We start from the raw sequence: 22,755 nt of genomic DNA, 5'->3' as shown, positions 1-22,755 counted from the left end.
GCCCCCCCCCCCCCCCCCCCCCCCCCCCCCCCCCGGGGGGCGCGCCCCCCCCCCCCCCCCCCCCCCCCCCCCCCCCACCGGGGATTGGCTTCCCGTATCGATGAGCACCGTCAGTGTTGTCATCCCCTGCTACAAGTACGGCCACTTCCTGGCCGACTGTGTCAGCAGCGTCCTGGACGAGCAGGACGGCGTCGACGTCCGGGTCCTCATCATCGACGACGCCTCCCCCGACGACTCGGCGGAGAGGGCGCTGAAGCTGGCGGCCGCCGACCCGCGCATCGAGGTCCGCGTCCACCGCACCAACAAGGGGCACATCGCCACCTACAACGAGGGCCTGCTGGAGTGGGCCGACGGCGACTACGTGGCGCTGCTGTCCGCCGACGACCGGCTGGTGCCCGGCGCGCTGGTGCGGGCCGCCCGGCTGCTGGACGCCCACCCCGAGGCGGGCTTCGCCTACGGGCGCCCGCTGCGCTTCCAGCACGGCGGACCGCTGCCCAAGGCCCGCACGCGCTCCACCGGTTCGGTCGTCTACCCCGGGCAGTGGTGGCTGGAGCGGCGTTTCCGGGAGGGCACCGGCTGCATCACCTCGCCCGAGGTCGTCGTCCGCACCAGCCTGCAGCGCGAGGTCGGCGGCTACGACCCGGCGCTGCCACACGCCGGTGACATCGAGATGTGGATGCGGCTCGCCGCGCACGCCGACGTCGGCTACGTCCGCGGCGCCGACCAGGCGTTCTACCGCGTCCACGGCAAGAACATGTCCACCGTCGACTTCGGCGGCCAGCTCGACGACCTGCGCCAGCGCCTGGTGGCCTTCGACTCGGTGCTCGCCAAGTGCGCCGACCGGCTGCCGCGCGCCGACCGGCTGGCCGAGCAGGTCCACACCCGGCTGGCCCGCTTCGCGCTGCGCCGCGCCTACCGCGCCTACGACCGCGGACGGACCGGCGTCGTCCCGGTCGAGGAGTGCGTGGCCTTCGCCGAACAGTGCCTGCCCGGCTACCGCTCGCTGCCGGAGTACCGCGCGCTGCGGCTGCGCCGGCGGATCGGCCCCAGAGCGATGCCGTATCTCCAGCCGCTGGTGTGGTCGGCCGTGGCCGAGCGCGGCCGGGAGTGGCTGTGGTGGCAGTCGTGGAAGCGCCGCGGTATCTGATGCGCGTACGGATCGGCTCAGTTGGGCACGACGACGGGGCCGGTGTGCCGGCGCCGGGGCGCCTTGCGCCGGCCGAGCGCGTACCGGTCCAGCCACAGCGCCCCGAGCACCCCGGCGGCCAGCCCGAGCAGGGCCATGCCCGCCAGCCCGCGGCTCTTGTTCCCCTGCACCTCGGCGGCGCTCGGGGAGGTCAGCACGGAGGCGGTGATCCGCCCGGCCGACGGCACCTGCTGGGCCGTCTGCAACTGCTCGACGTGCCGGGTGTAGACGTCGATGATGCGCCGTACGGCCGTCACGGCGGCGTCGGGCCCGGACGCCTGCGACTGCACCTGGAGCGACGGGATGAGATAGCGGGGCGTCGCGCTGGTGCCGCTGTTGCGCGGGATCAGCTGGTAGTCGCCCCGGACGCCGGCCGCGCGCAACTCCGTTGCGCCCGCGGGGGATTGCAGTTGCTGGACGACCGCGTAGGAGACGACGGCCAGCGGCGGCTGGAGGTTGGTGAGCTGGTTGGGCTGGTTCTGCGTCACCGGCGGCTTGAGGACGACCACCGCCGAGCCGACGTACCGGGGTGTCGGACGCACCACGTGGTACGCGCCGGCGGCCGTCAGCAGCAGCGCCACCACCACGACGTACCAGCGGCGCAGCAGCGCGTCGGCGACGTTCCCAGGCGACATTCGAGTTCCTTCCGTCACCGCCGATACTGGCAGGACGCGCGGCGGGACGCCACCGAATGGGGGGAGGACTTGTGAGCCTTGGTGAGATATGGGCCATTCTGCGCCGACGGTGGTACTTCATGGTGCCCTTCACCGTGCTCAGCCTGCTCGGCGGCGCCTACCTGTACGCGACCGTCCCCGTCTCCTACCAGTCGCAGAGCTCGGTCGCGCTGCTGGACTCCTCCGCCGTCGCCCGCCTCGCGCCCACCTTCGGCAACCCCATCTCGAACGCGGGCGGTTCGCTCATCGTCACCGCCGACGTGCTGATCCGCACCCTCGAATCGGCCGACGCGGCCAAGGAGTTGCACGGCCGGGGCGTCACCGACCCCTACACGGCCGGGTTCGCGCCGGCGAGCGACAGCCCGCTGCTGGTGCTCAGCGTCACCGGCACCAACCGGGCGAAGGTGCTCAAGGAGACCAACACCCTGACCACCTTCGCCGGCGAGCAGCTGACCGCCCTGCAGGAGGCCGCCAAGGTCCCGCCCGCCTACCTGGTGCAGACGGCGCCGGTCGTGCTGCCGCAGACCCCGGTGGCCAAGTCCAAGAGCCGCTACCAGGACATCGCGGCCGTCGTCATCCTGGGCGTCGTCAGCGCGTTCCTGCTGTCGATCCTGATGGAGGGCGTCGCCGTGGTCCGCCGCCGGCGGCAGGCCGGACCGCGGCCGCAGGAGGCCCGCACCCCGAAGCGGGAGCGCGCGGGACCGCTCGGCCGGCGGGTCGACGCCACCGCGATCCTCACCGTCTACCTGGTGCTGGCCCTCTTCATCCCCTCCAACCTGGCCCTGCCCGCGCTCGGCGGGGTCGGCACCCCCGCCAACGTCTTCGCCCTGCTCGGGCTGCTGTGGTACCTCGCGACCTGGCTCGGCGGCCGCATCCTGCCCGCGCCGGGCACCCGCACCGCCCGGCTCGCGATGTGCGTGCTCGGCGCGGCCGTCCTGGCGGCGTACGTCGCCGACGCGATGCGCGAGAGCTCGCACGAGGAGGTCCTCGGTGCCGACCGCGGACTCATCGGCTTCCTGGTGTGGGTGTCGCTGGTCGTGCTGACCTCGGCGGCCGTGCAGGACCGCGCCCGGCTGGACGTGCTGATGCGCCGGCTGGTGGTGCTGGCGTCGGTGGTCGCCGCGATCGGGTTCTACGACTTCTTCGCGGCCACCAACATCGCCGACTCCATCCACATCCCCGGACTCCAGTCCAGCGTCGCCCCGGTGACCACCCTGGACCGCGGCGCCTTCACCCGGCCCCGCGCCACCACCGCCCAGCCCCTGGAGTTCGCCGGCATGCTGGCGATCCTGCTGCCCTTCGCCATCCAGCAGGCCTTCGACCCCGTGCGCCGCCACGTCCACGCGCTGCGCCGCTGGGCGCCCGTGGTGCTCATGGCCGGCGCGCTGCCCCTGTCGGTGTCCCGGACCTCCATCATCGGCCTGCTGCTGGTCGCCCTGGTGATGGTGCCGCGCTGGAAGCCCGCCCGGCGCTGGGCCGCGATCGGCGTGATGACGGCGTCCGTCGCCGTCTTCAAGGTGCTGGTGCCCGGCCTGATCGGCACGATCACCGGCCTGTTCGCCTCGTTCCTGTCCAACTCCGACAGCAGCACCCAGGCCCGCACGGTCAAGTACAGCGCGATCGTGCCCTACCTGAAGGAACACCCGCTGTTCGGGCGGGGGTTCGGCACCTTCACCCCCGACCTGTACTTCTTCACGGACAACCAGTACATGCTCGGCCTCGCCGAGATGGGCGTGCTCGGCCTGATCGCCCTGCTGGTGCTGTTCGTCACCGGCATCCACCAGGGCGGCGCGATCCGCCGGCTGGCCCGCACCGAGGCCGACCGCGAGCTGGGGCAGGCGTTCTTCGCCGCCTCGATGGTCACCCTGGTCATCAGCGCCACCTTCGACTCGCTCAGCTTCCCGATGTTCGCCGGCATGTTCTTCCTGCTGCTGGGCGCGGGCAGCAGCTACCTGGGCTTCGCCCGGCGCGCGGCGGCCACCCCCGCCGCCCCCGCCGCCCGCACGGCCACAGAGCCCCAGCTCCCTCACCTCGTGGAGTCCCGATGAGCCCCGTCGCCGTCATCGTCGTCACCTGGAACAGCGCCTCGGTGCTCCCCGGGTTCCTGGCCGCGCTGGAGGACGGCATGGCCGGCCTCGACTGGCGGCTGGTCGTCGCCGACAACGCCTCCGCCGACGACACCGTCGAGGTGCTGCGCACCCTCGCCCCGGACGCCACCGTCGTGCAGACCGGCCGCAACGCCGGGTACGCGGCCGGGGTCAACGCGGCGCTGGACGCGGCCGGCCGGTGCGGCGTCGCCCTGGTCTGCAATCCCGACATCCGCATGCGCCAGGGCTGCGCCAAACGCCTCGTCGACAGCCTCGGCGACGGCGTCGGCATCGCCGTACCCCTGCTGTACGAGGAGGGCCGGGACACCCCCCACCACTCGCTGCGCCGGGAGTCGAGCGTGCTGCGGGCCCTGGGCGAGGCCGTCATCGGCAACCGCCGGGCCGGCCGCTTCCCGCGGCTGAGCGAACTCGTCACCGACCCCGCCGCCTACCGGCGCCCCACCCGCGCGGACTGGGCGACCGGCGCCCTGATGGCGATCTCGGCGGACTGCCGGGCGGCGTGCGGGCCATGGGACGAGTCCTTCTTCCTCTACTCGGAGGAGACCGAGTACTGCCTGCGCGCCCGGGACCTGGGCTTCGCCACGCAGCTGGAACCGAGCGCCGAGGCCGTCCACCTCGGCGGCGACTCCCAGGTCTCGCCCCGCCTGTGGGCCCTGCTCACGGTCAACCGCGTACGGCTGTACCGGCGCCGCCACGGCGCCGCCGCGACGGCCTGCTTCCGCGCCGCCGTGCTGCTGCGCGAGACGACCCGGGCGCTGCTGGGCCGCAGGGCGAGCCGGGCGGCCGCCGCCGCACTGCTCGGGCCGATCCCGGCGGCAGCCGCTCAGCCGGCCCAGGTGGTGTAGAAGCTCCCGGGGTTGACCAGATACCGCACGGTGGCGTGCGGCACGTGCCGCACGCGGTGGCCGCGGCTGTAGCGGTAGACCAGCTCCCAGTCCTCCCGCGGCATCACCTCCGGCGTCCGCCGCAACCGGCTGAAGTGCAGGGCCCGGCCGCGCCGCGCGACGAACGCGTTGGTGTCCAGGAAGGACTCGCGGGCGGCCCGCCGCCGGTCGAACGGCACGGACAGCACGTCCCGTTCGGAGCCGTCGGGCAGCACGCGGCGCAGCGCCGTGTAGACACCGTCGGGCCCGTCCGGGGCGTCGAGGACCGCCAGCGCCCGCTCCAGATGGTCGGGTTCCCACAGGTTGTCGTCGTCGAGGAACGCCACATACCGGGAGCGGGTGAGGCGGATGCCGACGTTGCGCACGACACCGGCCACACCCGTGTTGCGGGCCAGCGACACCGCGAACAGCCGCGGATCGTCGGGCAGTTCGGGCAGACCGGCGCCGTCGTCCACCACGATCACCACCTGGTCGCGCACGGTCTGCGCGAGCGCCGAGCGGACCGCCGCGCGCACCTCGTCGGGGCGGCGGTGGGTGGCGATCACCGTGGCGACGAGCGCGGTGGGCGCGGAGGCGGTGACGGCGGCCAGACGGCGGGCCTCGGCCCGCTCGAAGCGGCGCAGCCGCACCGCCGAGGGGGCGAGCAGGACCTTGTTGCGCAGTTCGAACAGGACGAGCCAGCCGAAGGCACCCTTCAGCAGCTCCCGGATGCGTCTCATGGTCCCTCTCCTCAGCCGGCCGGCCTGGGCGTGATCGGGGTGCCGTCGGAGAACCGGTTGTTGCGCCAGACGTTGCCGCTGCCGCCGTGGTTCCAGGCGGTGACGGCCCCGTAGCCGCCGGAGTTGCGGTGGTAGCGGGTGGAGAAGACGTTGTTCGTCACCGTGATGCCGGTCGCGCCCTCCCCGCCCGCGTACAGCGCGTACGCCCCGCCGGCCAGCAGGTTGTGGTCGATGACGGTGTTGGAGACATGGCCGGTGTCGGCGAACAGGCCGATGGCGGCGGACGCCCCCCGGTCGACGTCCACCGGGTTGAGCAGGGTGTTGTTTCGGATGACCAGCCTGCCCTTGTTCCCGCCGCCGCTGATCACCGCGTCCGTGTGCTGCCACTCGCCGCCGTTGTTGCGGAAGGGGACGAGGTCGTGGACGTAGTTGTCGTGGATGTGGCCCTGCCCCATGGACAGGGCGTTGCCGAAGACGGAGATGTCGCACCAGCCCACCTCCACGGCGCTGGTGCTCATGTTGGAGACGGCGTAGTCGACCCCGCCGTTGTCCGGGCCCTTGCCGGGGACGGCGGTGATGGTGGTGTGCAGGATCTTCAGGCCGCTGTGTCCGGGGCGCAGGTTGACCCCCCACCAGTTGGCGGAGGTGATCCTGCTGTCGATGATGGTCACGTCGTCGGCGTAGATGTCGAGCGAGCCGGTGATGTCCCAGCCGTTGATGACCATCCCGTCGGTCCTGACGCTCATGTTCCCCGTGTCGTGCGGCTCCGGTTTCACCCGGGGGCCGGTGGTGTCGGCGTTCGGGAAGCCGGACTTCGGGGTCTGGCCGGCGGTGGGCGTGGGCGACGGGGAGGCGGGATCGCCGCCCCAGGCGCAGGCGGCGGTCAGCAGCAGCGCCAGGCAGGCGAGCAGGCGGCGGAGCGTCGTCATACGGTCTCCGGGGTCCGGGAGCCGAGCAGGAAGCGGCGGCTGGGCAGGACGCACACGACATAGCAGGCCAGGGCGAGGGCGCCGATGGCGAACACGGCGAGGGTGCCGTCACCGAGCAGCCGCTTCGCGCCGAGGACCACCAGGGTCATCACGGCGCCGCCGAGGAAGGGCCAGGCGCAGGCCCGGGCGATGGGGGCGAGCCCGATCCCGGCCCGGCCCAGGGCGTACAGGAACGCGGGGACGACCAGTCCGGCGCCGACCAGGACATGGCCCTGGGAGACGCCGACGATGCCGTCGAGGCGGGCGCCCGCGATGAGGACCGGGACGAGGGCGGCCACCCACAGGCCCTGGGTGAGGATGAGGGAGCGGCGCCGGCCGGCGGCCACGAGACAGTCGTAGGCGAGTTCGCAGCCGATGCGGATCAGGCCCAGGGCCATCAGCCACGGCAGCGCCTCGGCGGCCGGCAGCCACGTGCCGCCGTAGACGAGCCGGACGACCGGGCCGGCCAGGCCGCCGAGCAGCACGCACAGCGGGACGGTGCCGGTGACCAGCACGCCCAGGGCGCGGCCGAAGCCCTGGGCGAGGGCCTGCGGGGAGTCGGCGAGGCGGGAGAACCCGGCGAAGGAGACCCGCCGGGCCGCCTCGGAGATGATCCGCACCGGCCAGCCGGACATGTTGAACGCCAGCACGTAGAAGCCCAGCGAGACCCCGCCGAGGGTGGAGCCGACGACCATGGTGTCCACGTTGACGACGGCGAGGGCGAGCAGGCTCGCGCCGGCCAGCGGGAGCCCGAACTTCAGCAGGGCGCGGGCCTGTTCGGGGTCCCAGCCGAAGCGCAGGGTGCCGGGCGCGGCCAGCGCGCAGCCGACGAGGGCGGCGATGTTGCCCGCCACCGCGCCCCAGGCGAAGCTCATCGCGCCCCAGCCGGCGAACGCCAGCACCAGCGTCACCGACGTGCTCAGCACGAAGTTGAGGGCGTCGATGACCATCCGCCGGCCCTGCGCGAACTCCCGGGTCAGGAATCCGGCCGGCACCTGGGCGATGCCGTCGATCACCAGGCACAGGCACATCACCCGCAGCACCCCCGAGGCGTGCGGCGAGTCCAGCAGTGCGGCCACCGTCGGCGCGGTGACGAACAGGGCGGCGTACAGCAGTCCGCTGGAGGCGGTGGCCAGCGTCAGCACGGTCGGCGCGAAGCGGCGCGGGTCGCCGTCCCAGCGGACGATGGCCAGGCTGACGCCCAGTTCGTTCGCCGAGAGCAGGACCAGCAGCACCGTCTGCGCGATGCCGTAGACGCCCCACTCGGCCGGGCCGAGGGCGAAGCGCGCCAGCAGGATGCCGGTGGCGAAGTTGCCCAGGCGCATGACCACGGTGTTGATCAGGCTCCAGCGGGCCGCCGAACGGACCTGGTGGCCGAGGGAGACGGGCTCGGCGGGGGCCGGGGCCTCAGATCTCTCGCTGTCCGGTGTGCGAACGCTGTCCATGAGTCGACTCCTCGTCGAGCGGCTCGGCCGCGGCCGCCACGGCCGTCGCGGACCGGCCGGTCCTCGGCTCGGTGCTGGCCCTGTTCCCGGCGGACCGCGACCAGGCGGGCGGCCGGCGCAGGGCGATCGTCTGTTCCGCGACCGGCTCCTCGGCCGACGGCTCGGGCTCGGGCCCGGACCCGGTGACCGGCTCGGCGCTCTCCGCCGGCTGCTCGGGCGCGCGCGGGCGGCGGCGCGCCTCCGCGTAGAAGACGCCGACCAGGCTCAGCACCAGGCCCAGGCCCCCGGCCATGACCATGTACTCGATCCGGGTCTTGGTCTGCGCCACGGGGTTCTGCGGGGGCACGATGGTGGTCATCCGGATCATGGCCTTCGGGGCCACCGACTGCTGCTTCTGGAACTGCTCCAGCCGCTCCTTGGCGTACGCGGTCAGGATCTTGTCCGAGGCCAGCACGGCCGACCGCTCGGTGCCGGTGACGGTCAGCCACATCAGCGGGCCCTGGGCGTTGTCGGCGAGCTTGGCCTCGAACGTGCCCGTGGCGCCACGGGACTTCAGTTCCCGGACGGACACGTCGGAGTTGAGGTTGCGGGCCAGGCTGTCGGCCATGCCGGTGAGCGAGGTCTGGGTGCTCAGGAACGGGTTGCCGTCGTAAGCGAGCGTCGCCTTCTGGGAGTTGAGCAGCACCACCGTGCTCTGCGACTGGTAGGTGACGGGGACCACCAGGGCCACGCCGACCACCAGGGCGGCGGTCAGCACCAGCCCCGGCAGCAGGACGTACCAGCGCCTGCGCATCACACGGAAGATCTCAGCGAGATCCATGGTGGTCCCCCCTCGCGACCAGACGTTCGACGAGCATATGTTGCAAGCGGATCATATGGGCAACGTTCGCTCGGCGGATCTCGGCTGATCGGTCGGTCTCGGCCGGGTGCTCGCGGTGCCTCCCTCCAGCAGCACGTCGGCGATGCGGTCGCTCGCGCGGCCGTCCCACAGCTCGGGCCGGCGCGGCGCGGGCGGGGCGTCCAGCACCCGGTTCACGGTGGCCACGATCCGCTCCGGGTCCCGGCCCGCCAGCACGTTGGTGCCCTCTTCCACGGTGACGGGCCGCTCGGTGTTGTCCCGCAGCGTCACGCACGGCACGCCCAGCGCGGTGGTCTCCTCCTGCACGCCGCCGGAGTCCGTCAGCACCAGGCGGGCGGAGTCCTGCAGGGCGATGAAGTCCAGGTAGCCGGCGGGCGGTACGAGCCGGACGCCGCCGGGGACGCCGATCTCGGCCAGCCGTCCGGCCGCCCGCGGGTGCACGGGCAGCAGCAGCGGGCAGCGGCCGGCGATCTCGCCGAGGGCCTTCAGCAGTCCGGCGAGCACCTCCGGATCGTCCACGTTGGCGGGCCGGTGCAGGGTGACCAGGCCGTACCCGCCCCTGGACAGGCCGTACCGGTCGAGGACGTCCGAGGCGCGGGCGCGCTCCAGGTTGGCCAGCAGCGTGTCGATCATGACGTTGCCGACCAGGTGGATCTGGTCCTCCCGGTACCCTTCCGCGCGCAGGTTGTCCACGGCGTCGGGGGAGGGCGCCAGCAGATAGTCGCTGACCCGGTCGGTGGCGACCCGGTTGACCTCCTCCGGCATGCCCCAGTCACGGCTGCGCAGGCCCGCCTCGACATGGGCCAGCAGCGGCCCCGCCTTGGCGGTGACCAGGGCGCAGGCCAGCGTGGAGTTGATGTCGCCGACCACCACGACGACGTCCGGGGCCACCTCCGCCAGCAGCGGCTCGAACGCGGTCATCACGCGCCCGGTCTGCTCGGCGTGGCTGCCGGAGCCGACGCCGAGGAAGCGGTCGGGCGGCCGGATGCCGAGGTCGGCGAAGAACACGTCGTTCATGGCCGGGTCGTAGTGCTGCCCGGTGTGCACGAGGAGCACCTCGGCGCCCCGGCGCTCCAGCGCGTCCATCACCGGTTTGATCTTCATGTAGTTGGGCCGCGCCCCGGCGACGCAGACGATGCGCATGACTCAGAGCACCTCGATCGTGGGGCCGGCCGCCAGCCGTCGACGGCAGTCGAGGACGAACGGGGCGTGTTCGGCGATGAGTTCGTAGTCGAAGCTGTCGTGGTCGGTGAGCAGCACCACCACGTCGGCGGCCTTCAGCTCCTTGGGCACCGGCTCCACCCGCACCAGCCGGTTGTCCACCGGCAGGCTCTCCACCACGTGCGGGTCGGCCGCCCGGACCTGCGCGCCCATGTCGAGCAGCAGCTGGGAGATGCGCAGGGCGGGCGACTCGCGGGCGTCGCCGGTGTTCTTCTTGTACGCCAGGCCCAGCAGCAGGATGCGCGAGCCGTTCACCGAGCGGCGCCGCTCGTTGAACAGGTCGCTGATGCGCCGCGTCACGTACTCCGGCATGTGGTTGTTGATGTCGTTGGCCAGCTCCACGAAGCGGAAGGACTGGCCCAGTTCGCGCTGCACCCGCCAGGACAGGTACGAGGGGTCGATGGGCAGGCAGTGGCCGCCGACGCCCGGCCCGGGGGTGAACTTCATGAAGCCGAACGGCTTGGTGGAGGCGGCGTCGATGGCCTGCCAGACGTCGATGTCCAGGTGGTGGGCGAACATGGCGATCTCGTTGACCAGCGCGATGTTCACGTGCCGGAAGGTGTTCTCCAGCAGCTTGGCGAGCTCGGCCTCCTTGGGCGAGCCCACCGGCACGGTGGTGTCGACCAGTTGGCCGTAGAAGTCCTGAACGGCCTTCAGGGAGGCCGCGTTGACGCCGGAGACCACCTTCGGGGTCTTCTGGAAGTCCCAGACGGCGTTTCCGGGGTCGATCCGCTCCGGGCTGTAGCCGAGCTGGAAGTCGGTGCCCGCGCTGAGCCCCGAGCCCTCCTCCAGGATCGGCGCGAACAGCTCCTGGGTGGTGCCGGGGTAGGTCGTCGACTCCAGCACGACCGTCGCCCCGGGACGCAGATAGCGGGCGAGGGTGACCGCCGACTCCTTGATGTAGCGCAGGTCGGGCATGCCCTCGTGCAGCGGGGTCGGCACCGTCACCACGGCGACGTCGAAGCCGCCGCAGTCGCGCGCCGACTCGCTGGCCCGGTAGCTGCCGTTGTCCAGCGCCGCGCGGATCCGCTCGGAGGAGACGTCCTCGACGAAGGACTCACCGGCGGCGAGGCTCTTGATCCGCCGCGGGTCCACGTCGTAGCCGATCACCTCGTGTCCGACCTCGGCGGCGCGGATGGCCAGCGGCAGGCCGACGTATCCCTGTCCAACCACGACGACGCGCATCAGTGACTCCTGTTCGCGGGGGCGGTCGACGGGGTGAGCCGGATCAGCTCGCGCGCCGTCATGAGGAGGAAGGCAGCATTGGTGGTGACATAGCGCCGGCCCAGCCGGCGCGGCTCCTGAAGGCAGCGGTAGAGCCACTCCAGGCCCCAGCGCTGCCAGGCGCCGGGGGCCCGCTTGGTGACGCCGGCCAGGATGTCGAAGGAGCCGCCGACGCCGTGCACGACGCGGGCGCCGGTGCGGGCGCCGTGGGCGGCGGTGAAGATCTCCTTCTTCGGCGAGGTCATGCCGAGGAAGAGCATCTGGGCGCCGCTGCGGGCGATGGACTCGGCGATGGCCTCCTGCTCGGAGTCGTCGAAGTAGCCGTTGCGGCTGCCGGCCACCTTCAGACCGGGGAAGCGGTCGGCGACCCGCAGCAGCATCCGCTCCAGCACCTCCTGGCGGGCCCCGAGGAAGTACACGGAGACGCCCGCCGTCTCCGCCTCGGCCAGCAGCCGCAGGAACAGGTCGATCCCGGCGACCCGCTCCGGCAGCGGGGCGCGCAGCAGCCGCCCGGCCCAGACCACGGCCTGTCCGTCGGCGAGGACGAGATCGCAGCCGGAGACCGCCTCGGCGAGCCGGGGGTCGCGCCGCATGTTCACCAGCTTGGCGGCGTTGACCACCCCGATCTCCAACTGCCGCCCCTCGGCGACCGCTTCGAGGCAGCGCCGGACGGTCTCGTCCATGGTCAGCGGGTCCAGCTCGACGCCGAACAGGGACCGCCGCTCCGCTGCGTGACGCTCCGTCATATTCGGCCTCCCTGCCAGGCGTAGAGCATCCAGCCGAACTCGTACGGGCGGCACTCGCGGTCCACGGCCAGCGGCGGGTAGACCCGGTCCAGGACGCCGAGCCGGAGGTTCGGCGCGACGCGGGTGGTGAGGCCGCGGGCGGCCCGTACCGCCTTCCTCGGGTCACCCCGGAAGACCTTGCGCCAGGTCACACCGAGGTCGTCGAGGATCAACGGCTCCTTCTTCTCCGGCCGTCCGGCGAGCTCGGGCACGTCCGTCATCCAGCGCAGGCCCCTGCGGACCGCCGCGCCGAAGTCGGTGCCGCCCGCGTCGGCCAGGTCGAGCAGGGCGGTCGGCGCCATGGCGTGCTGGTGGACGCTGTAGACGGGGTAGCCCTCGATGACGCCGCCGGTGCGCGCGTCGTAGTGCCACCACCACTGCCCGCCCTCGCCCTGCAGGGCGCAGATGCGCGCCGCGCACGCCTCGGACGCGGCCAGCGCCTCCCGGTCGCCGCCCGCGTCGCTGGCGTGGGCGCGGGCCAGGGCCTGGAGGGGGTAGGTCTGGTCGGCGAAGCAGCTCACGTGCGAGCGGTAACCCGGCACCAGGCCGGGCCCGGTGGCGTGCGGGAAGAGCGGGCTGTCTCCGATCCGGGCCCGCAGCAGCCGGTCACGCGCGGTGGCGAAACGTCTCTCCACGTCGACCGTGTTGCGGGCCGCCGCGAGCGCGGACAGCACCCACGCCGCCTCGACCGTGTACTGCGGCCGGCCCTGCTCGTCCAGGGCCTCGACCCGGGCGAGGGCGTCGGAGAGCTTGGGATGGGCGGTCTCGGCGGCGGCCCAGGCGATCAGCGCCGCGTCGCCGAGGTTGGTCACCGAGGGCAGCGACTCGATGAGCAGGCCGGTGAACTCCTGGGCGGTGCGCCCGCCGAGCACCGCCTGCTGGCGGTCCTCGGGCAGGTACTGCGCGCCCAGCGCGGTGATGGCCGCGTACCGGGTGCTGATCCCGCGCTGCTCCAGGGTCCAGGAACCGTCGGGGGCCTGCCGTCCGGCCATGGTGAAGGCGAACGCCTCACCGCCGGGCAGCAGCATCGACGGCAGTCCCGACTCGGCGACCGCGAGGAGCCGTTGGGCGAGCGCGAGCAGGTGCGGTTCCGCGTCCCTGAGCGCCGCCAGACGTGAGATGGTCATCGGTTGGACACACCAACCCCCCTGTTTTTGCGCATACTTGTGAGCACCACGGCGCGAACGGCCGGACGGTGGAAGGCATGACGGACGTCAGCGGCGCGAGCGGCTGCCGCTCTTCGCGTCAGGCATAGGTGTCCCCACCCCCGTACCCCCCCTGGGCACTACCGGTTTGTGAGCTCATTGTGCCTGGTCTGCACAGTTCGCACACATGTTATGCCGGTGAATGTTCGAGGATTTGCGTTTTGGCGGAAACAGGCGTCATGCGCGCTCGACGAGCTCGCCGTCCTTCTCCTCGTAGCGGGCGCCGGTCTCGGGGCACTCCCACCCGCCCGGCTCGCCCTCCCGCTCCACCAGGCGTACGCCGGCCCGCCCCACCCAGCCGATCCGGCGCGCCGGGACGCCCGCCACCAGCGCGAAGTCCGGCACGTCCCGGGTCACCACGGCTCCGGCGGCGACCAGCGCCCACCGGCCGATCCGCACCGGCGCCACACACACCGAACGGGCCCCGAGCGACGCCCCTTCGGCCACCGTCACGGCCACCGCCTCCCAGTCGCCGCCGCGCTTGAGCCGGCCCTCCGGGTCCACCGAGCGGGGGAAGTAGTCGTTGGTGAGGACGGCCGCCGGGCCGACGAACACGCCGTCGCCGAGCACCGCCGGTTCGTATACGAGCGCGTAGTTCTGGAGCTTGACGTTCTCGCCGATGCGCACCCCGGGGCCAACGTACGCCCCACGGCCGATGATGCAGCCGCCGCCCAGCACGGCGTCCTCCCTGATCTGGGCCAGATCCCAGACGGTCGTGCCGTCGCCGATCGTGGCCCTGTCGTCGACCTGGGCGGAGGGCTGGACTCTCACACTCACGAGGCTGAACCTTTCTGCGCGCCGGGCGGGCCGCACACGCTACCGCCCCCGGGCGCCGGTTCACCCGGAAGTGGCGTTCAGACCTTCGAATTTCACCGTCGCGTCCTCCGTGTACGCCCCCACCCGGCCACGCAGGTAGGGCCGCTCGGTGTCCGTGAACGTCACCAGCGGCTTTCCGGCCACGTACACGGCGAGCACCGCGCCGCGCTGCTCGACCCGCACGTCGTACCACTCGCCCACGGGGTACCTCCCGCGTCCCGTGGCCAGGAACCGCTGACCGCCGGGATAGGCCGGATCCCGCTTGCCCAGCTCCCAGCCGTTCGGTTTGAGGGTGACGTAGTAGAAGTGCTCCGGATCGGTGTACGCCCACACCAGCCACGGCACCTCCCACGGGTTGGGCTTGGGGGAGCGCAGCTGCTTCACCGTCCGCATCCGGGCCGCGTAGCGCACGTTCGCGTAGGTGGCGGCGCTCACCACCAGGCCCGCGTGCGTGGTGCCCGGGTCCTCGGCGGCCATGGGCGACAGCGAGATCGAGCCGTCGTCGCCGGTGTTGGTGCCCATGCCGTTGAACACCGACAGCCAGCGGCCGTGCCGGCTGCCGTCGATCCACGGGTCCTGCGGCGGGGAGCCGGCGCTCCCGCACTGCGTCAGGGTGACCGACAGCAGCGCGGCGAGGGTGAGCGCGAGGGCCAGGGTGGTCAGCAGCCGGCCCCTGCGCCCCGGCGGGATCAGCGGGATCCGGTGGGCGGGGCGCAGGGGTGTCGGCGTCATGCGGTCGAGTATGGCCCGGACACGGTGAGGCCCACCGGGACATCGGCGGCGAAGTCCTCGGCGAGTTGGGCCAGGATCCGGGCGGTGGCCATGCCGTCGCCGAACGGGTTGCCGGCGCCGGCCATGCTCCGGTACTGCGCCGGGTCGTCCAGCAGCCGCTCGGCCCAGGTCACGATGGCCTCCGGGTCGGTGCCGATCAGCCGGGCCGCGCCGGCCTCGACCGCCTCGGGCCGCTCGGTGGTCGTGCGCAGCACCAGCGCGGGCTTGCTCAGGCTCGGCGCCTCCTCCTGGACGCCGCCGGAGTCGGTGAGGACCAGGTCGCACTCGGCGAGCGTGGCCGCGAAGTCGAGGTAGCCGAGCGGCTCGACGAGCGAGATGCCCTGCTGGCCTTCGAGTTCGGGCAGCAGCACGTCCCGCACGGCCGGGCTCTTGTGCAGCGGCAGCACGATCTCGACGTCCCCCCGGCCCGCGAGCCGCCGCAGCGCCCGCCCCATGCCGCGCATCCGCTCGCCCTGGTTCTCCCGACGGTGCAGGGTGACCAGAATCCGCTTGGCGCCGGTGCGGAAGGCGGAGGTGCCGGTGCCCTCGGACAGGACCCACAGGAGGTTGTCGATCACCGTGTTGCCGGTGGTGAAGACCTGCTCCTCGGGGACGCCCTCCGCGGTGAGGTGGCGGGCGGCGGCCGGGGTCGGCGCGAAGTGCCAGCGGGCGATGCGGCCGATCAGGCTGCGGTTGAGCTCCTCCGGGAAGGGGTTGTCGATGACGCCGGTGCGCAGGCCCGCCTCGACGTGGGCGACCGGGATCTTCTCGTAGAAGGCGGCGAGCGCGCCGGCCAGCGCGGTCGTGGTGTCCCCCTGCACCACCACCAGGTCGGGCCGCTGGTCGCGCATGACCTCGCCGAGTTCGCGGACCAGCCGGGCGGTCAGGTCGGACAGTTGCTGCCGGCTGCGCATCACGTCGAGCGCGATCCGGGTGTCGACGCCGAGCAGGCCGAGCATCTGGTGGAGCATCTCGCGGTGCTGGCCGGTGGTGACGACGACCGGCTCGAACTGCGCGCCGGTCGCCATCGCCCGCGCCACGGGCGCCAGTTTGATCGCCTCCGGCCGGGTGCCGAGCACCAGCATGGCGCGTACGGGCACGGCTGACGGGTGTGTGGACATGCGAAGCCCCCCTAGGGCATGCGCGATCGACGCGGCGACCGCGTTGAGCGTGATGAGAGATACGGCGGATGAGCGGTGAGGACCCGCGCGGGGACCCGGCGCGGCCTGAACGTCCTCAGGAACGGCGGCGGTTCAGGTGCGGGCCGTCTTCAGCCAGCCCCGTTGGCCGGTGAGCATCCGCCAGAAGCCCCACCAGCCGGCCGCGAACCAGATGTAGCCGTAGAAGACGAAGACGTGCGCGATCAGCACGGACCGCAGCAGACCGAGGTCCCGCTCGCGCTTGGCGTACACGAAGCCGTAGGCGTAGGCGGCCGTGAACGACAGCAGATACGGGCCGAGCAGCCACATCGGCGAGACCAGCGGGTGGCCGGCCTGGACGGAGGCCACGGTGGTGGCGCCCAGGGCGACGAGGAAGGACACCGGCAGCAGCGAGGTGAGCAGGATCAGCACCGGGCTGGAGAGGTGGTAGAGCAGGTCGAGCGCGGGCCGGGTCGGCACGTCCCGCAGGATGAGCGGGACCAGGCCGGCCGACTGGAGATGGCCCTGGAACCAGCGGGATCGCTGGCGGATCAGGCGGCGCAGGCTCAGCACGGCCTGCTGGGAGACGGCGGCGGTGGTGCAGTGCTGGTTGGTCCAGCCCTTGGCGATCAGCCGGACGCCCAGGTCGAGGTCCTCGGTGAGGCTGTCGCTCCACGGACCGTCGCCGTCCAGGGTGTCGAGCGCCGACAGCCGCATGAACTGGCCGTTGCCGCCCATGCCCACGCTGCCGATGAAGCGGCGGGCGCTCTGGAAGACGTCGCCGTAGACCACGAACTCCATGTCCTGCATGCGGGCGAGCAGCCCGAGCCCCCGGTTGTACATCCGCACGCAGACCTGGACCGCGCCGGTGCGCGGGTCGTCGAAGTACGGGTCGACCGACTGCACGATGTGCGGGTCGAGCCGGCCGTCCGCGTCGACCACGCACAGCACCACGTCGGCGGGATCACGGCCGTCGAGCAGCCCGGATTCCCTGATGTGGCGCACACCGTCGTTGAGCGCGGCGCCTTTGCCCCGGCGCGCGTTCGGCGGATTGCGCCGGTGCAGCCGGACCAGGGTCGGATCGGCGGCCAGGGCGATCTCGGAGGTGCGGTCGTCCGAACCGTCGTCGATCACCAGTGCCAGGAAATTCCGGGCCGGCAGCGAAGTGATCCGCGCCAGACTTTCGGAAAGCACTTTCTCTTCGTTGAGGCAGGCGAGCAGGAATATGTAGAAGCGTTCTCTCCGGTCGGTCCGGGACCGGCGAATTCTGCGCCTCGACAGCACGAAAAGACTCGTGTTGTAACAGCCGGCCATCACGATCAATGTGATGCTCGCCCACAACAGCAGCTCAGTGATCATGGCCGCTCCGGGCTCCGAGCTGCGCTTTCAGTGACTGGCGACGCAGTCGTATCCGGGCCAGCAGGATCAGACAGGCCGTCAGGCAATAGAACAGAAATCCGGCTCCGGCTGCGGCTTGCAATGTTTTGGCCAGAGGTAGCCCTGGAATGGCTTCCGGAGCAGCCATCGCCCCTGCGAGAGGCAGCAGTGCCCCCAGGGCGGGTCGTCCGTACACGTTGTTCCCCCCACATATGAACGCGCGTCCCCATCGCGCGAAGGTGAACCTAGCAGACGTCCAGCCTGGGTCATAAGACTATTCAAAAAAAGGACATGTCCGATCTTCCGGTAGGGTCTCATGGCACTCCTGGAATTCACCCTTCGGCCCATTGACACCCTTCTTGGTCGGCCACAAGAATCGGTGGCTTCCTGAAAAGAAAAACCTTTGCCAAGCATTGGCAAAGTGGGGGGAATCATCGTGAGATCAGTGATCCATCGCCGCAGGCGAGGAATCTCGAAACTGTCCATGCTGCTGTTGCTCGTCGCCGCCCTGGTCAGCGGCACCTTCCTGGCCGTCGGCGCCCAGGGCGCCCCGGGCGCCGGCCACGGTCACGGGCACGGCCACGAGGCCGTCGGCGCCCGGTCCGGAGTGAGCCACGTCGACCTCAAGGGCTGGGCGCAGGCCCAGATCAAGGCCGACCAGGCCCGCCACGACAAGCCGCACGCCAAGACCGCCGGCGCGACCGGCGCCACGGCGAGCGCCCTGTCGGCCACCTCGACCGCCCCGGTGCGCACCGGAGCGGCGGTGACCCGCCAGGCGGCCCTGCTCAAACCCGCCGCGGCGGCCGCGGCCGACCCGAGCGCCCTGGTGCTCTACGACACCGCCGGCCCCTACGGCCGGCTGGGCGAGCTGTACGCCATGGCGGCGGCCAACCTCGCAGGTCACTTCGGTACGGTCACCGCCAAGCCGGTCCAGCAGTACACCGCCGGAATGATCGACTCCTACTCCGCGGTGATCTACATCGGCTCCACCTACTACGGCGGCGACATCCCGGACGCGATCCCGGCCGCCTTCTACACGGACGCCGCGGCGAGCACCAAGCCGGTGATCTGGATGGGGGCCAACATCTGGAACATGGCGAACACCACGGGCGTAGCCGCCTTCACGCAGAAGTACGGCTGGGACCCGACGACGTCGTACTACGAGGACGGCGGTTCGGTCGGCACCGTGACGCAGGTGTCGTACAAGAACCAGACCCTCACCCGGAACATCCCGGCCGGTCAGGACGGCGGAGTACTGCGGCCCAACATCCTCACGGGCACCGGCTATCCCGCGGTCACCACCCTCGCCCAGGGCCTGGACTCCTCCAACGGCCACACCTTCGGGTGGGCGATCCGCTCCGCCAACCTCACCTACGTCGGTGAGATCCCGTTCGCGTACGTCTCCGAGAGCGACCGCGTGATCGTCTACGAGGACCTCCTCTTCGACGCGCTCGCCCCCGCCACCGCCGAACGGCACCGTGCGCTGCTGCGCCTGGAGGACATCAGCCCCGACTCCGACCCGACCGAGCTGCGCACGATGGCGGACTACCTGTACGCGCAGAAGATCGCCTACGGCATCAACGTCATCCCCGTCTACAAGGACCCCAACGGCACCTACAACAACGGGGTCGCCCAGACGATCACGCTGTCCCAGCGGCCGCAGGTGGTCAGCGCCCTGAAGTACATGCTCAACCACGGCGCGGTCCTGATGGACCACGGCTACACCCACCAGTACTCCACCGTCGCCAACCCCTACAACGGCGTCACCGGCGACGACTTCGAGTTCTACCGGGCGCACGTCGACGCGGCGAACAACGTCGTCTACGACGGCCCGGTGGCCGAGGACTCCGCGACCTGGGCGCAGGGACGGGTGACCAGCGCGCTCGCCGAGTTCACCAAGGCGGGCCTGCCGAAGCCGGCGCTGTGGACCACTCCGCACTACGCGGGCTCCGCCGCCGACTACAAGGTGTTCAGCTCCAACTTCTCGGCCCGTCTGGAGCGTTCGCTGTACTTCTCCGGCACGCTCAGCGGCACCTCCGCCGGACCCAACACCTTCATCGGCCAGTTCTTCCCGTACGTGGTCAAGGACGTGTACGGCACCAAGGTGCTGCCCGAGGACATCGGCAACTACGAACCGGAGGCCTTCAACAACCACCCGCCGCGCCTGCCGGCCGACCTGATCGCCTCGGCCAAGGCCAACCTGGCCGTCCGGGACGGCTTCGCCAGCTTCTTCTACCACCCGTACTACCCGACCCAGCCGCTGAAGGACACGGTCGACGGCATCAAGGCCCTGGGTTACACCTTCGTCAGCCCGGCGAGCCTGTGAGGGCACCGCATACGCGCAGGAGGACCGTCGCCGCGGCCGCGGTGGCGGTCCTCCTGGCCGCGACCGGCTGCACGACCGACAGCGCGGCAGGGGACAACGGCGGTGCGGACAAGCGCAGTCCGCAGCTGCGCGGCATCACCCTGCCCTCCTGGTACCGCACCGACTACGACAGCCCCGCCGCCGACCGCTATCTGCGCGGCATCCGCGCCACCGGCGCCCGCTGGGTCACCCTCACCCCGACCTGGTACCAGAAGCGCGCCACCGACTCCGGCCCGCACACCACCGAGGAGACCGCGAGCGACACGAGCCTCACGCACATCGTGCGCCGGGCCCACGCGCTCGGACTGAAGGTGATGCTCAAACCGCACATCGACCTGCCCGGCGACGAGGACCGCGCCGACATCCGCCCCCGTGACCGGGACGCCTGGTTCGCCGCGTACCGGCGCTTCATCACCCACTACGCCGACCTCGCCGCCCACCACGGCGTCGAGCAGTTCGCCGTGGGCACCGAACTCGCCGGCGTCTCCGGCGACCTGGCCGGCTGGCGAGGCGTGATCAAGGCGGTGCGCGCCCACTACGACGGCCCGCTCACCTACGCCGCCAACTACGACGAGTACCGCCGGATCCACTTCTGGAAGGACCTCGACCTCATCGGCGTCGACGCCTACTGGCCGCTGACCGGCCACCCCACCGACGATCCCGTACGGCTGCGCCGCGCCTGGACGCCGATCCGTGACCAGCTCGCCGCCTACGCCCACGCCCAGGGCCGCCGCGTCCTGTTCACCGAGGCCGGGTACGTCAGCCAGCGCGGCGCCACCACCGCCCCGTACTCCTGGACGGTCAGCCACCGCCCCGCCCCCGCCGAACAGGCCGCCGCCTACCGGGCGTTGCTGGACGCCTTCACCGGCCGGCGCTGGTGGGCCGGCGTGTGCTGGTGGATGTGGGACGACTGGCCGAACAGCGGGGAGACCCCGGTGAGGCTGGCGTACACCCCGCACGGCAAGCCCGCGGAGAGGGTGCTGCGGGAGAAGTGGGGCGGCGGCTGACGCACGGCACGCCCGGCTAGGGCACCTTGTACGTCTCGCCGTACACCTTCCACACCAGCGGTGTCTTGAGGTCCATGTTGCCGTCGTAGAGGAACTGCCGCTGGGCGGTGTCGATGCGGCTGGTGTCGATGTCCGCCTTCTTCGCCTTCATGGCGGCCCGGCGGACATCGAGGAAGATGTCCAGGTACGTCTTCTCCGAGCCGCCCTCCGAGGGCAGGTCCGCCTCCCGCATCGCACGCTCGCGCAGCCCGTAGAAGCTGCTCGGGCCGGTGCCGGGGCCGTGGAAGACCATGGCGTCGTAATAGACGAACTGGCCCAGCGTGCCGAGGCCGTCCAGCTTGGCGAGGCGGACCGCCGGGTCGAAGTAGACGCGGTCGCGCTCCTCGTCCTGCGCCGCGCGGAAGGCGGGGAGCTTCGCCTCCGCCTTCCAGGCCGCGGGGAAGCCCGGGTCCAGGCCCTCGTGGGAGTCGGTGCCGTCGACCTCGCGCAGGGCGGGCAGGTACCTCGCCAGACCGTTGCCGGGGTGGGCCTTCGTGTAGTGCTGGACCAGGGTGAGCAGGTCGTGGGTGCCGGTGCAGAAGCCGACGGTGCCGGCGGTGTAGCCCTGGCCGTCGCCGATGTCCTCGATGTAGCCGTAGGCGCTGCGCCAGTCCAGCGTCGAGTTCTCCGCGCTCGCCACCAGCTGCTGGGCCAGCTCCTTCTTCGCGGGCGCGGCGAGGCCGGCCGGCAGGTCGGCGATCACCTCGTCGTCGGCCGCCCGCTCCCGCTCGGCCCGGCTCTTGGCGTCCTCGCGGGCGCGCTGCGCGGCGGAGGTGCCGCTCTTCGCCGGCCCGGCGCCGGAGTCGGCGGGCGCGAGCAGGTAGACGGCCGCCGTGACGACGACGGGCACGGCGGCGAAGAGGAGACAACCAGCGCGTTTCATGGCGGACAGGGTAAGCACAGGTTCCGCGGACCGCTTCTCCGGTCCGCTTTCTAGACCGCCAGTTCCGTGGCCTTCGCCGCCGTGAGGATCACCAGCAGCGCCAGCAGGGCGAGGCACGCGCTCGCCTGGACCAGGGTGCGGCGGTCGCGGGGCGCGTACGCGTAGGCCACCGTCACCACCGCGCCGGCCAGCAGTCCGCCGAGGTGGCCCTGCCAGGACGTGACGGCCGCGGAGAGCGCCAGCCACAGCAGCAGACCGCCCATGAAACGGTTGACGACGCTCATGTCGGCGCCCAGCCGCCGGGCCATGACGTAGTACGCGGCACCGAGCCCGAAGATCGCGCCGGACGCGCCGAGGGTGGGGGTGTCCGGCGCGATCAGCAGCACCAGGACCGAGCCGCCGAGCGCGGACAGCAGATACAGGGCGAGGTAGCGGACCCGGCCGAGCTGCGCCTCGACCGCCCGGCCGATGTTCCACAGCGACACCATGTTCATCACGATGTGCAGGATCCCGAACGTCCCCTCGGTGGGCGGCAGATGCAGGAACGCCCCGGTCAGCAGCCGGTACCACTCGCCGTCGACGACGCCCTCCGGGTGGTAGCCGGAAGGGTAGGCGTCCTGCCACATGTAGTGGCCGCCGTCGGGGCCCACCAGCCCGCGCCCCAGCATCTCGAACCGGTCCACCACCGACGGCCGCACCAGCTCGGCCAGGTAGGCCAGCACATTCAGCCCGATCAGCACGTACGTCGCCAGCGGCACGGCCGTGATCCGGCCGCCGAACGCCGTCCGCGCCTGCCGCACCGACCGCGCCCCCTCCCGTACGCACTCCACGCACTGGTGGCCGACGGCCGCCTCCCGCATGCAGTCGGGGCAGATGTACCGGTCGCAGCGGGTGCACCGGACGTGGGACTCCACCTGGGGATGGCGGTAGCAGGCGGTGACGGCGGACTCGGGTTCCACGAACCGGCTCCTCGGACAGGGCGGGACGGACGGTGAGCCGGTGGGGACGGCGGCGAACAAAATAGCGAACGCCGGTGAACGGGTGGGAGGCGAGGGGCGCGGCAGGGCGCTCCCGCGACCG

At 71.9% G+C, this 22,755-nt stretch carries 20 protein-coding genes; 5 read left to right on the top strand and 15 right to left on the bottom strand.

What is annotated here, in order from left to right:
- Nucleotides 1-100: 100 nt before the first annotated feature.
- The gene (locus ACYF6T_RS08410) at nt 101-1,147 is read left to right on the top strand and encodes a glycosyltransferase family 2 protein (RefSeq protein WP_461694762.1); all 1,047 of its coding nucleotides are present in this window, start codon (nt 101-103) and stop codon (nt 1,145-1,147) included.
- 17 nt (nt 1,148-1,164) lie between these two features.
- On the opposite strand, the gene ACYF6T_RS08405 is transcribed toward ACYF6T_RS08410, so the two are convergent.
- On the bottom strand, nt 1,165-1,821 hold the full coding sequence (locus ACYF6T_RS08405) for a hypothetical protein (RefSeq protein ID WP_461694760.1): 657 nt from the start codon (nt 1,819-1,821) through the stop codon (nt 1,165-1,167).
- A 119-nt stretch (nt 1,822-1,940) separates the two neighbouring features.
- Here ACYF6T_RS08405 and ACYF6T_RS08400 point away from each other — a divergent pair, with 119 nt between their 5' ends.
- Together ACYF6T_RS08400 and ACYF6T_RS08395 are read left to right on the top strand one after the other, a co-directional pair.
- Nucleotides 1,941-3,908 carry an O-antigen ligase family protein gene (locus ACYF6T_RS08400; RefSeq protein ID WP_461694758.1) on the top strand — a complete coding sequence of 656 codons (1,968 nt, stop codon included), beginning with the start codon at nt 1,941-1,943 and terminating at the stop codon, nt 3,906-3,908.
- Nucleotides 3,905-4,813, top strand: coding sequence for a glycosyltransferase family 2 protein (locus ACYF6T_RS08395; RefSeq protein ID WP_461694757.1), 909 nt, complete (start codon nt 3,905-3,907; stop codon nt 4,811-4,813). Before ACYF6T_RS08400 ends, ACYF6T_RS08395 begins: the two co-directional genes overlap by 4 nt.
- Here the strand turns inward: ACYF6T_RS08395 and ACYF6T_RS08390 are convergent.
- The 12 genes from ACYF6T_RS08390 to ACYF6T_RS08335 all read right to left on the bottom strand — a co-directional run bounded on the left by ACYF6T_RS08390 (nt 4,792) and on the right by ACYF6T_RS08335 (nt 17,318).
- Nucleotides 4,792-5,571: a glycosyltransferase family 2 protein gene (locus tag ACYF6T_RS08390; RefSeq protein WP_461694755.1), complete on the bottom strand. Its 780-nt coding sequence runs from the start codon at nt 5,569-5,571 to the stop codon at nt 4,792-4,794. The genes ACYF6T_RS08395 and ACYF6T_RS08390 overlap by 22 nt on opposite strands.
- 11 nt (nt 5,572-5,582) lie before the next feature.
- Complete coding sequence (locus tag ACYF6T_RS08385; RefSeq protein WP_461694753.1) at nt 5,583-6,500, bottom strand: right-handed parallel beta-helix repeat-containing protein; 918 nt, start codon at nt 6,498-6,500, stop codon at nt 5,583-5,585.
- The gene (locus ACYF6T_RS08380) at nt 6,497-7,984 is read right to left on the bottom strand and encodes an oligosaccharide flippase family protein (protein ID WP_461694751.1); all 1,488 of its coding nucleotides are present in this window, start codon (nt 7,982-7,984) and stop codon (nt 6,497-6,499) included. Before ACYF6T_RS08380 ends, ACYF6T_RS08385 begins: the two co-directional genes overlap by 4 nt.
- The gene (locus tag ACYF6T_RS08375) at nt 7,947-8,804 is read right to left on the bottom strand and encodes a YveK family protein (protein WP_461694750.1); all 858 of its coding nucleotides are present in this window, start codon (nt 8,802-8,804) and stop codon (nt 7,947-7,949) included. The genes ACYF6T_RS08380 and ACYF6T_RS08375 overlap by 38 nt, the downstream gene beginning before the upstream one ends.
- Before the next feature lie 51 nt (nt 8,805-8,855).
- Nucleotides 8,856-9,986 carry a non-hydrolyzing UDP-N-acetylglucosamine 2-epimerase gene (wecB, locus tag ACYF6T_RS08370; RefSeq protein WP_461694748.1) on the bottom strand — a complete coding sequence of 377 codons (1,131 nt, stop codon included), beginning with the start codon at nt 9,984-9,986 and terminating at the stop codon, nt 8,856-8,858.
- A gap of 3 nt (nt 9,987-9,989) precedes the next feature.
- Nucleotides 9,990-11,249, bottom strand: a complete 1,260-nt coding sequence (locus tag ACYF6T_RS08365; RefSeq protein WP_461694747.1) for a nucleotide sugar dehydrogenase — start codon at nt 11,247-11,249, stop codon at nt 9,990-9,992.
- The gene (locus ACYF6T_RS08360) at nt 11,249-12,034 is read right to left on the bottom strand and encodes a WecB/TagA/CpsF family glycosyltransferase (RefSeq protein WP_461694745.1); all 786 of its coding nucleotides are present in this window, start codon (nt 12,032-12,034) and stop codon (nt 11,249-11,251) included. Before ACYF6T_RS08360 ends, ACYF6T_RS08365 begins: the two co-directional genes overlap by 1 nt.
- Entirely contained in the window at nt 12,031-13,200 is a 1,170-nt protein-coding gene (locus tag ACYF6T_RS08355) for a hypothetical protein (RefSeq protein ID WP_461694743.1), read from the bottom strand. Before ACYF6T_RS08355 ends, ACYF6T_RS08360 begins: the two co-directional genes overlap by 4 nt.
- 255 nt (nt 13,201-13,455) lie before the next feature.
- Entirely contained in the window at nt 13,456-14,055 is a 600-nt protein-coding gene (locus ACYF6T_RS08350) for an acyltransferase (protein ID WP_461694741.1), read from the bottom strand.
- A gap of 60 nt (nt 14,056-14,115) precedes the next feature.
- Nucleotides 14,116-14,826 (bottom strand): LamG domain-containing protein, encoded by a 711-nt coding sequence (locus ACYF6T_RS08345; protein WP_461694740.1) that lies wholly within the window; start codon nt 14,824-14,826, stop codon nt 14,116-14,118.
- Nucleotides 14,823-15,986, bottom strand: a complete 1,164-nt coding sequence (gene wecB / locus ACYF6T_RS08340; RefSeq protein ID WP_461694739.1) for a non-hydrolyzing UDP-N-acetylglucosamine 2-epimerase — start codon at nt 15,984-15,986, stop codon at nt 14,823-14,825. The genes ACYF6T_RS08345 and wecB (ACYF6T_RS08340) overlap by 4 nt, the downstream gene beginning before the upstream one ends.
- Nucleotides 15,987-16,118: 132 nt before the next feature.
- Complete coding sequence (locus ACYF6T_RS08335) at nt 16,119-17,318, bottom strand: glycosyltransferase (RefSeq protein ID WP_461694778.1); 1,200 nt, start codon at nt 17,316-17,318, stop codon at nt 16,119-16,121.
- Between the two features lie 547 nt (nt 17,319-17,865).
- Here ACYF6T_RS08335 and ACYF6T_RS08330 point away from each other — a divergent pair.
- Nucleotides 17,866-19,707, top strand: a complete 1,842-nt coding sequence (locus ACYF6T_RS08330) for a DUF2334 domain-containing protein (RefSeq protein WP_461694738.1) — start codon at nt 17,866-17,868, stop codon at nt 19,705-19,707.
- A 41-nt stretch (nt 19,708-19,748) separates the two neighbouring features.
- Nucleotides 19,749-20,753: a glycoside hydrolase family 113 gene (locus ACYF6T_RS08325; protein WP_461694737.1), complete on the top strand. Its 1,005-nt coding sequence runs from the start codon at nt 19,749-19,751 to the stop codon at nt 20,751-20,753.
- A 16-nt stretch (nt 20,754-20,769) separates the two neighbouring features.
- Here ACYF6T_RS08325 and ACYF6T_RS08320 read toward each other — a convergent pair whose 3' ends face one another.
- A complete protein-coding gene (locus ACYF6T_RS08320; RefSeq protein ID WP_461694736.1) occupies nt 20,770-21,675 on the bottom strand; it encodes a chitosanase in 906 nt (301 codons plus the stop codon).
- Between the two features lie 50 nt (nt 21,676-21,725).
- The gene (locus ACYF6T_RS08315) at nt 21,726-22,634 is read right to left on the bottom strand and encodes a rhomboid family intramembrane serine protease (protein ID WP_461694735.1); all 909 of its coding nucleotides are present in this window, start codon (nt 22,632-22,634) and stop codon (nt 21,726-21,728) included.
- Between the last annotated feature and the right edge of the window lie 121 nt (nt 22,635-22,755).

This window comes from Streptomyces sp. 7R007 (genome assembly GCF_054850255.1).
Note: the sequence above shows the minus strand (reverse complement) of the source record. Positions and strands in the feature narration are given on the sequence as shown.

Excerpts from the sequence above, each read along its gene's own strand:
- ACYF6T_RS08375 (WP_461694750.1), bottom strand. The coding sequence starts at position 8,804 with ATGGATCTCGCTGAGATCTTCCGTGTGATGCGCAGGCGCTGGTACGTC.
- ACYF6T_RS08380 (WP_461694751.1), bottom strand. The coding sequence starts at position 7,984 with ATGGACAGCGTTCGCACACCGGACAGCGAGAGATCTGAGGCCCCGGCC.
- ACYF6T_RS08385 (WP_461694753.1), bottom strand. The coding sequence starts at position 6,500 with ATGACGACGCTCCGCCGCCTGCTCGCCTGCCTGGCGCTGCTGCTGACC.
- ACYF6T_RS08320 (WP_461694736.1), bottom strand. The coding sequence starts at position 21,675 with ATGAAACGCGCTGGTTGTCTCCTCTTCGCCGCCGTGCCCGTCGTCGTC.
- ACYF6T_RS08365 (WP_461694747.1), bottom strand. The coding sequence starts at position 11,249 with ATGCGCGTCGTCGTGGTTGGACAGGGATACGTCGGCCTGCCGCTGGCC.
- ACYF6T_RS08335 (WP_461694778.1), bottom strand. The coding sequence starts at position 17,318 with ATGGCCGGCTGTTACAACACGAGTCTTTTCGTGCTGTCGAGGCGCAGA.
- ACYF6T_RS08405 (WP_461694760.1), bottom strand. The coding sequence starts at position 1,821 with ATGTCGCCTGGGAACGTCGCCGACGCGCTGCTGCGCCGCTGGTACGTC.
- wecB (WP_461694739.1), bottom strand. The coding sequence starts at position 15,986 with ATGTCCACACACCCGTCAGCCGTGCCCGTACGCGCCATGCTGGTGCTC.
- ACYF6T_RS08345 (WP_461694740.1), bottom strand. The coding sequence starts at position 14,826 with ATGACGCCGACACCCCTGCGCCCCGCCCACCGGATCCCGCTGATCCCG.
- ACYF6T_RS08395 (WP_461694757.1), top strand. The coding sequence starts at position 3,905 with ATGAGCCCCGTCGCCGTCATCGTCGTCACCTGGAACAGCGCCTCGGTG.
- ACYF6T_RS08355 (WP_461694743.1), bottom strand. The coding sequence starts at position 13,200 with ATGACCATCTCACGTCTGGCGGCGCTCAGGGACGCGGAACCGCACCTG.
- wecB (WP_461694748.1), bottom strand. The coding sequence starts at position 9,986 with ATGCGCATCGTCTGCGTCGCCGGGGCGCGGCCCAACTACATGAAGATC.
- ACYF6T_RS08330 (WP_461694738.1), top strand. The coding sequence starts at position 17,866 with ATGCTGCTGTTGCTCGTCGCCGCCCTGGTCAGCGGCACCTTCCTGGCC.
- ACYF6T_RS08390 (WP_461694755.1), bottom strand. The coding sequence starts at position 5,571 with ATGAGACGCATCCGGGAGCTGCTGAAGGGTGCCTTCGGCTGGCTCGTC.
- ACYF6T_RS08410 (WP_461694762.1), top strand. The coding sequence starts at position 101 with ATGAGCACCGTCAGTGTTGTCATCCCCTGCTACAAGTACGGCCACTTC.
- ACYF6T_RS08400 (WP_461694758.1), top strand. The coding sequence starts at position 1,941 with ATGGTGCCCTTCACCGTGCTCAGCCTGCTCGGCGGCGCCTACCTGTAC.
- ACYF6T_RS08360 (WP_461694745.1), bottom strand. The coding sequence starts at position 12,034 with ATGACGGAGCGTCACGCAGCGGAGCGGCGGTCCCTGTTCGGCGTCGAG.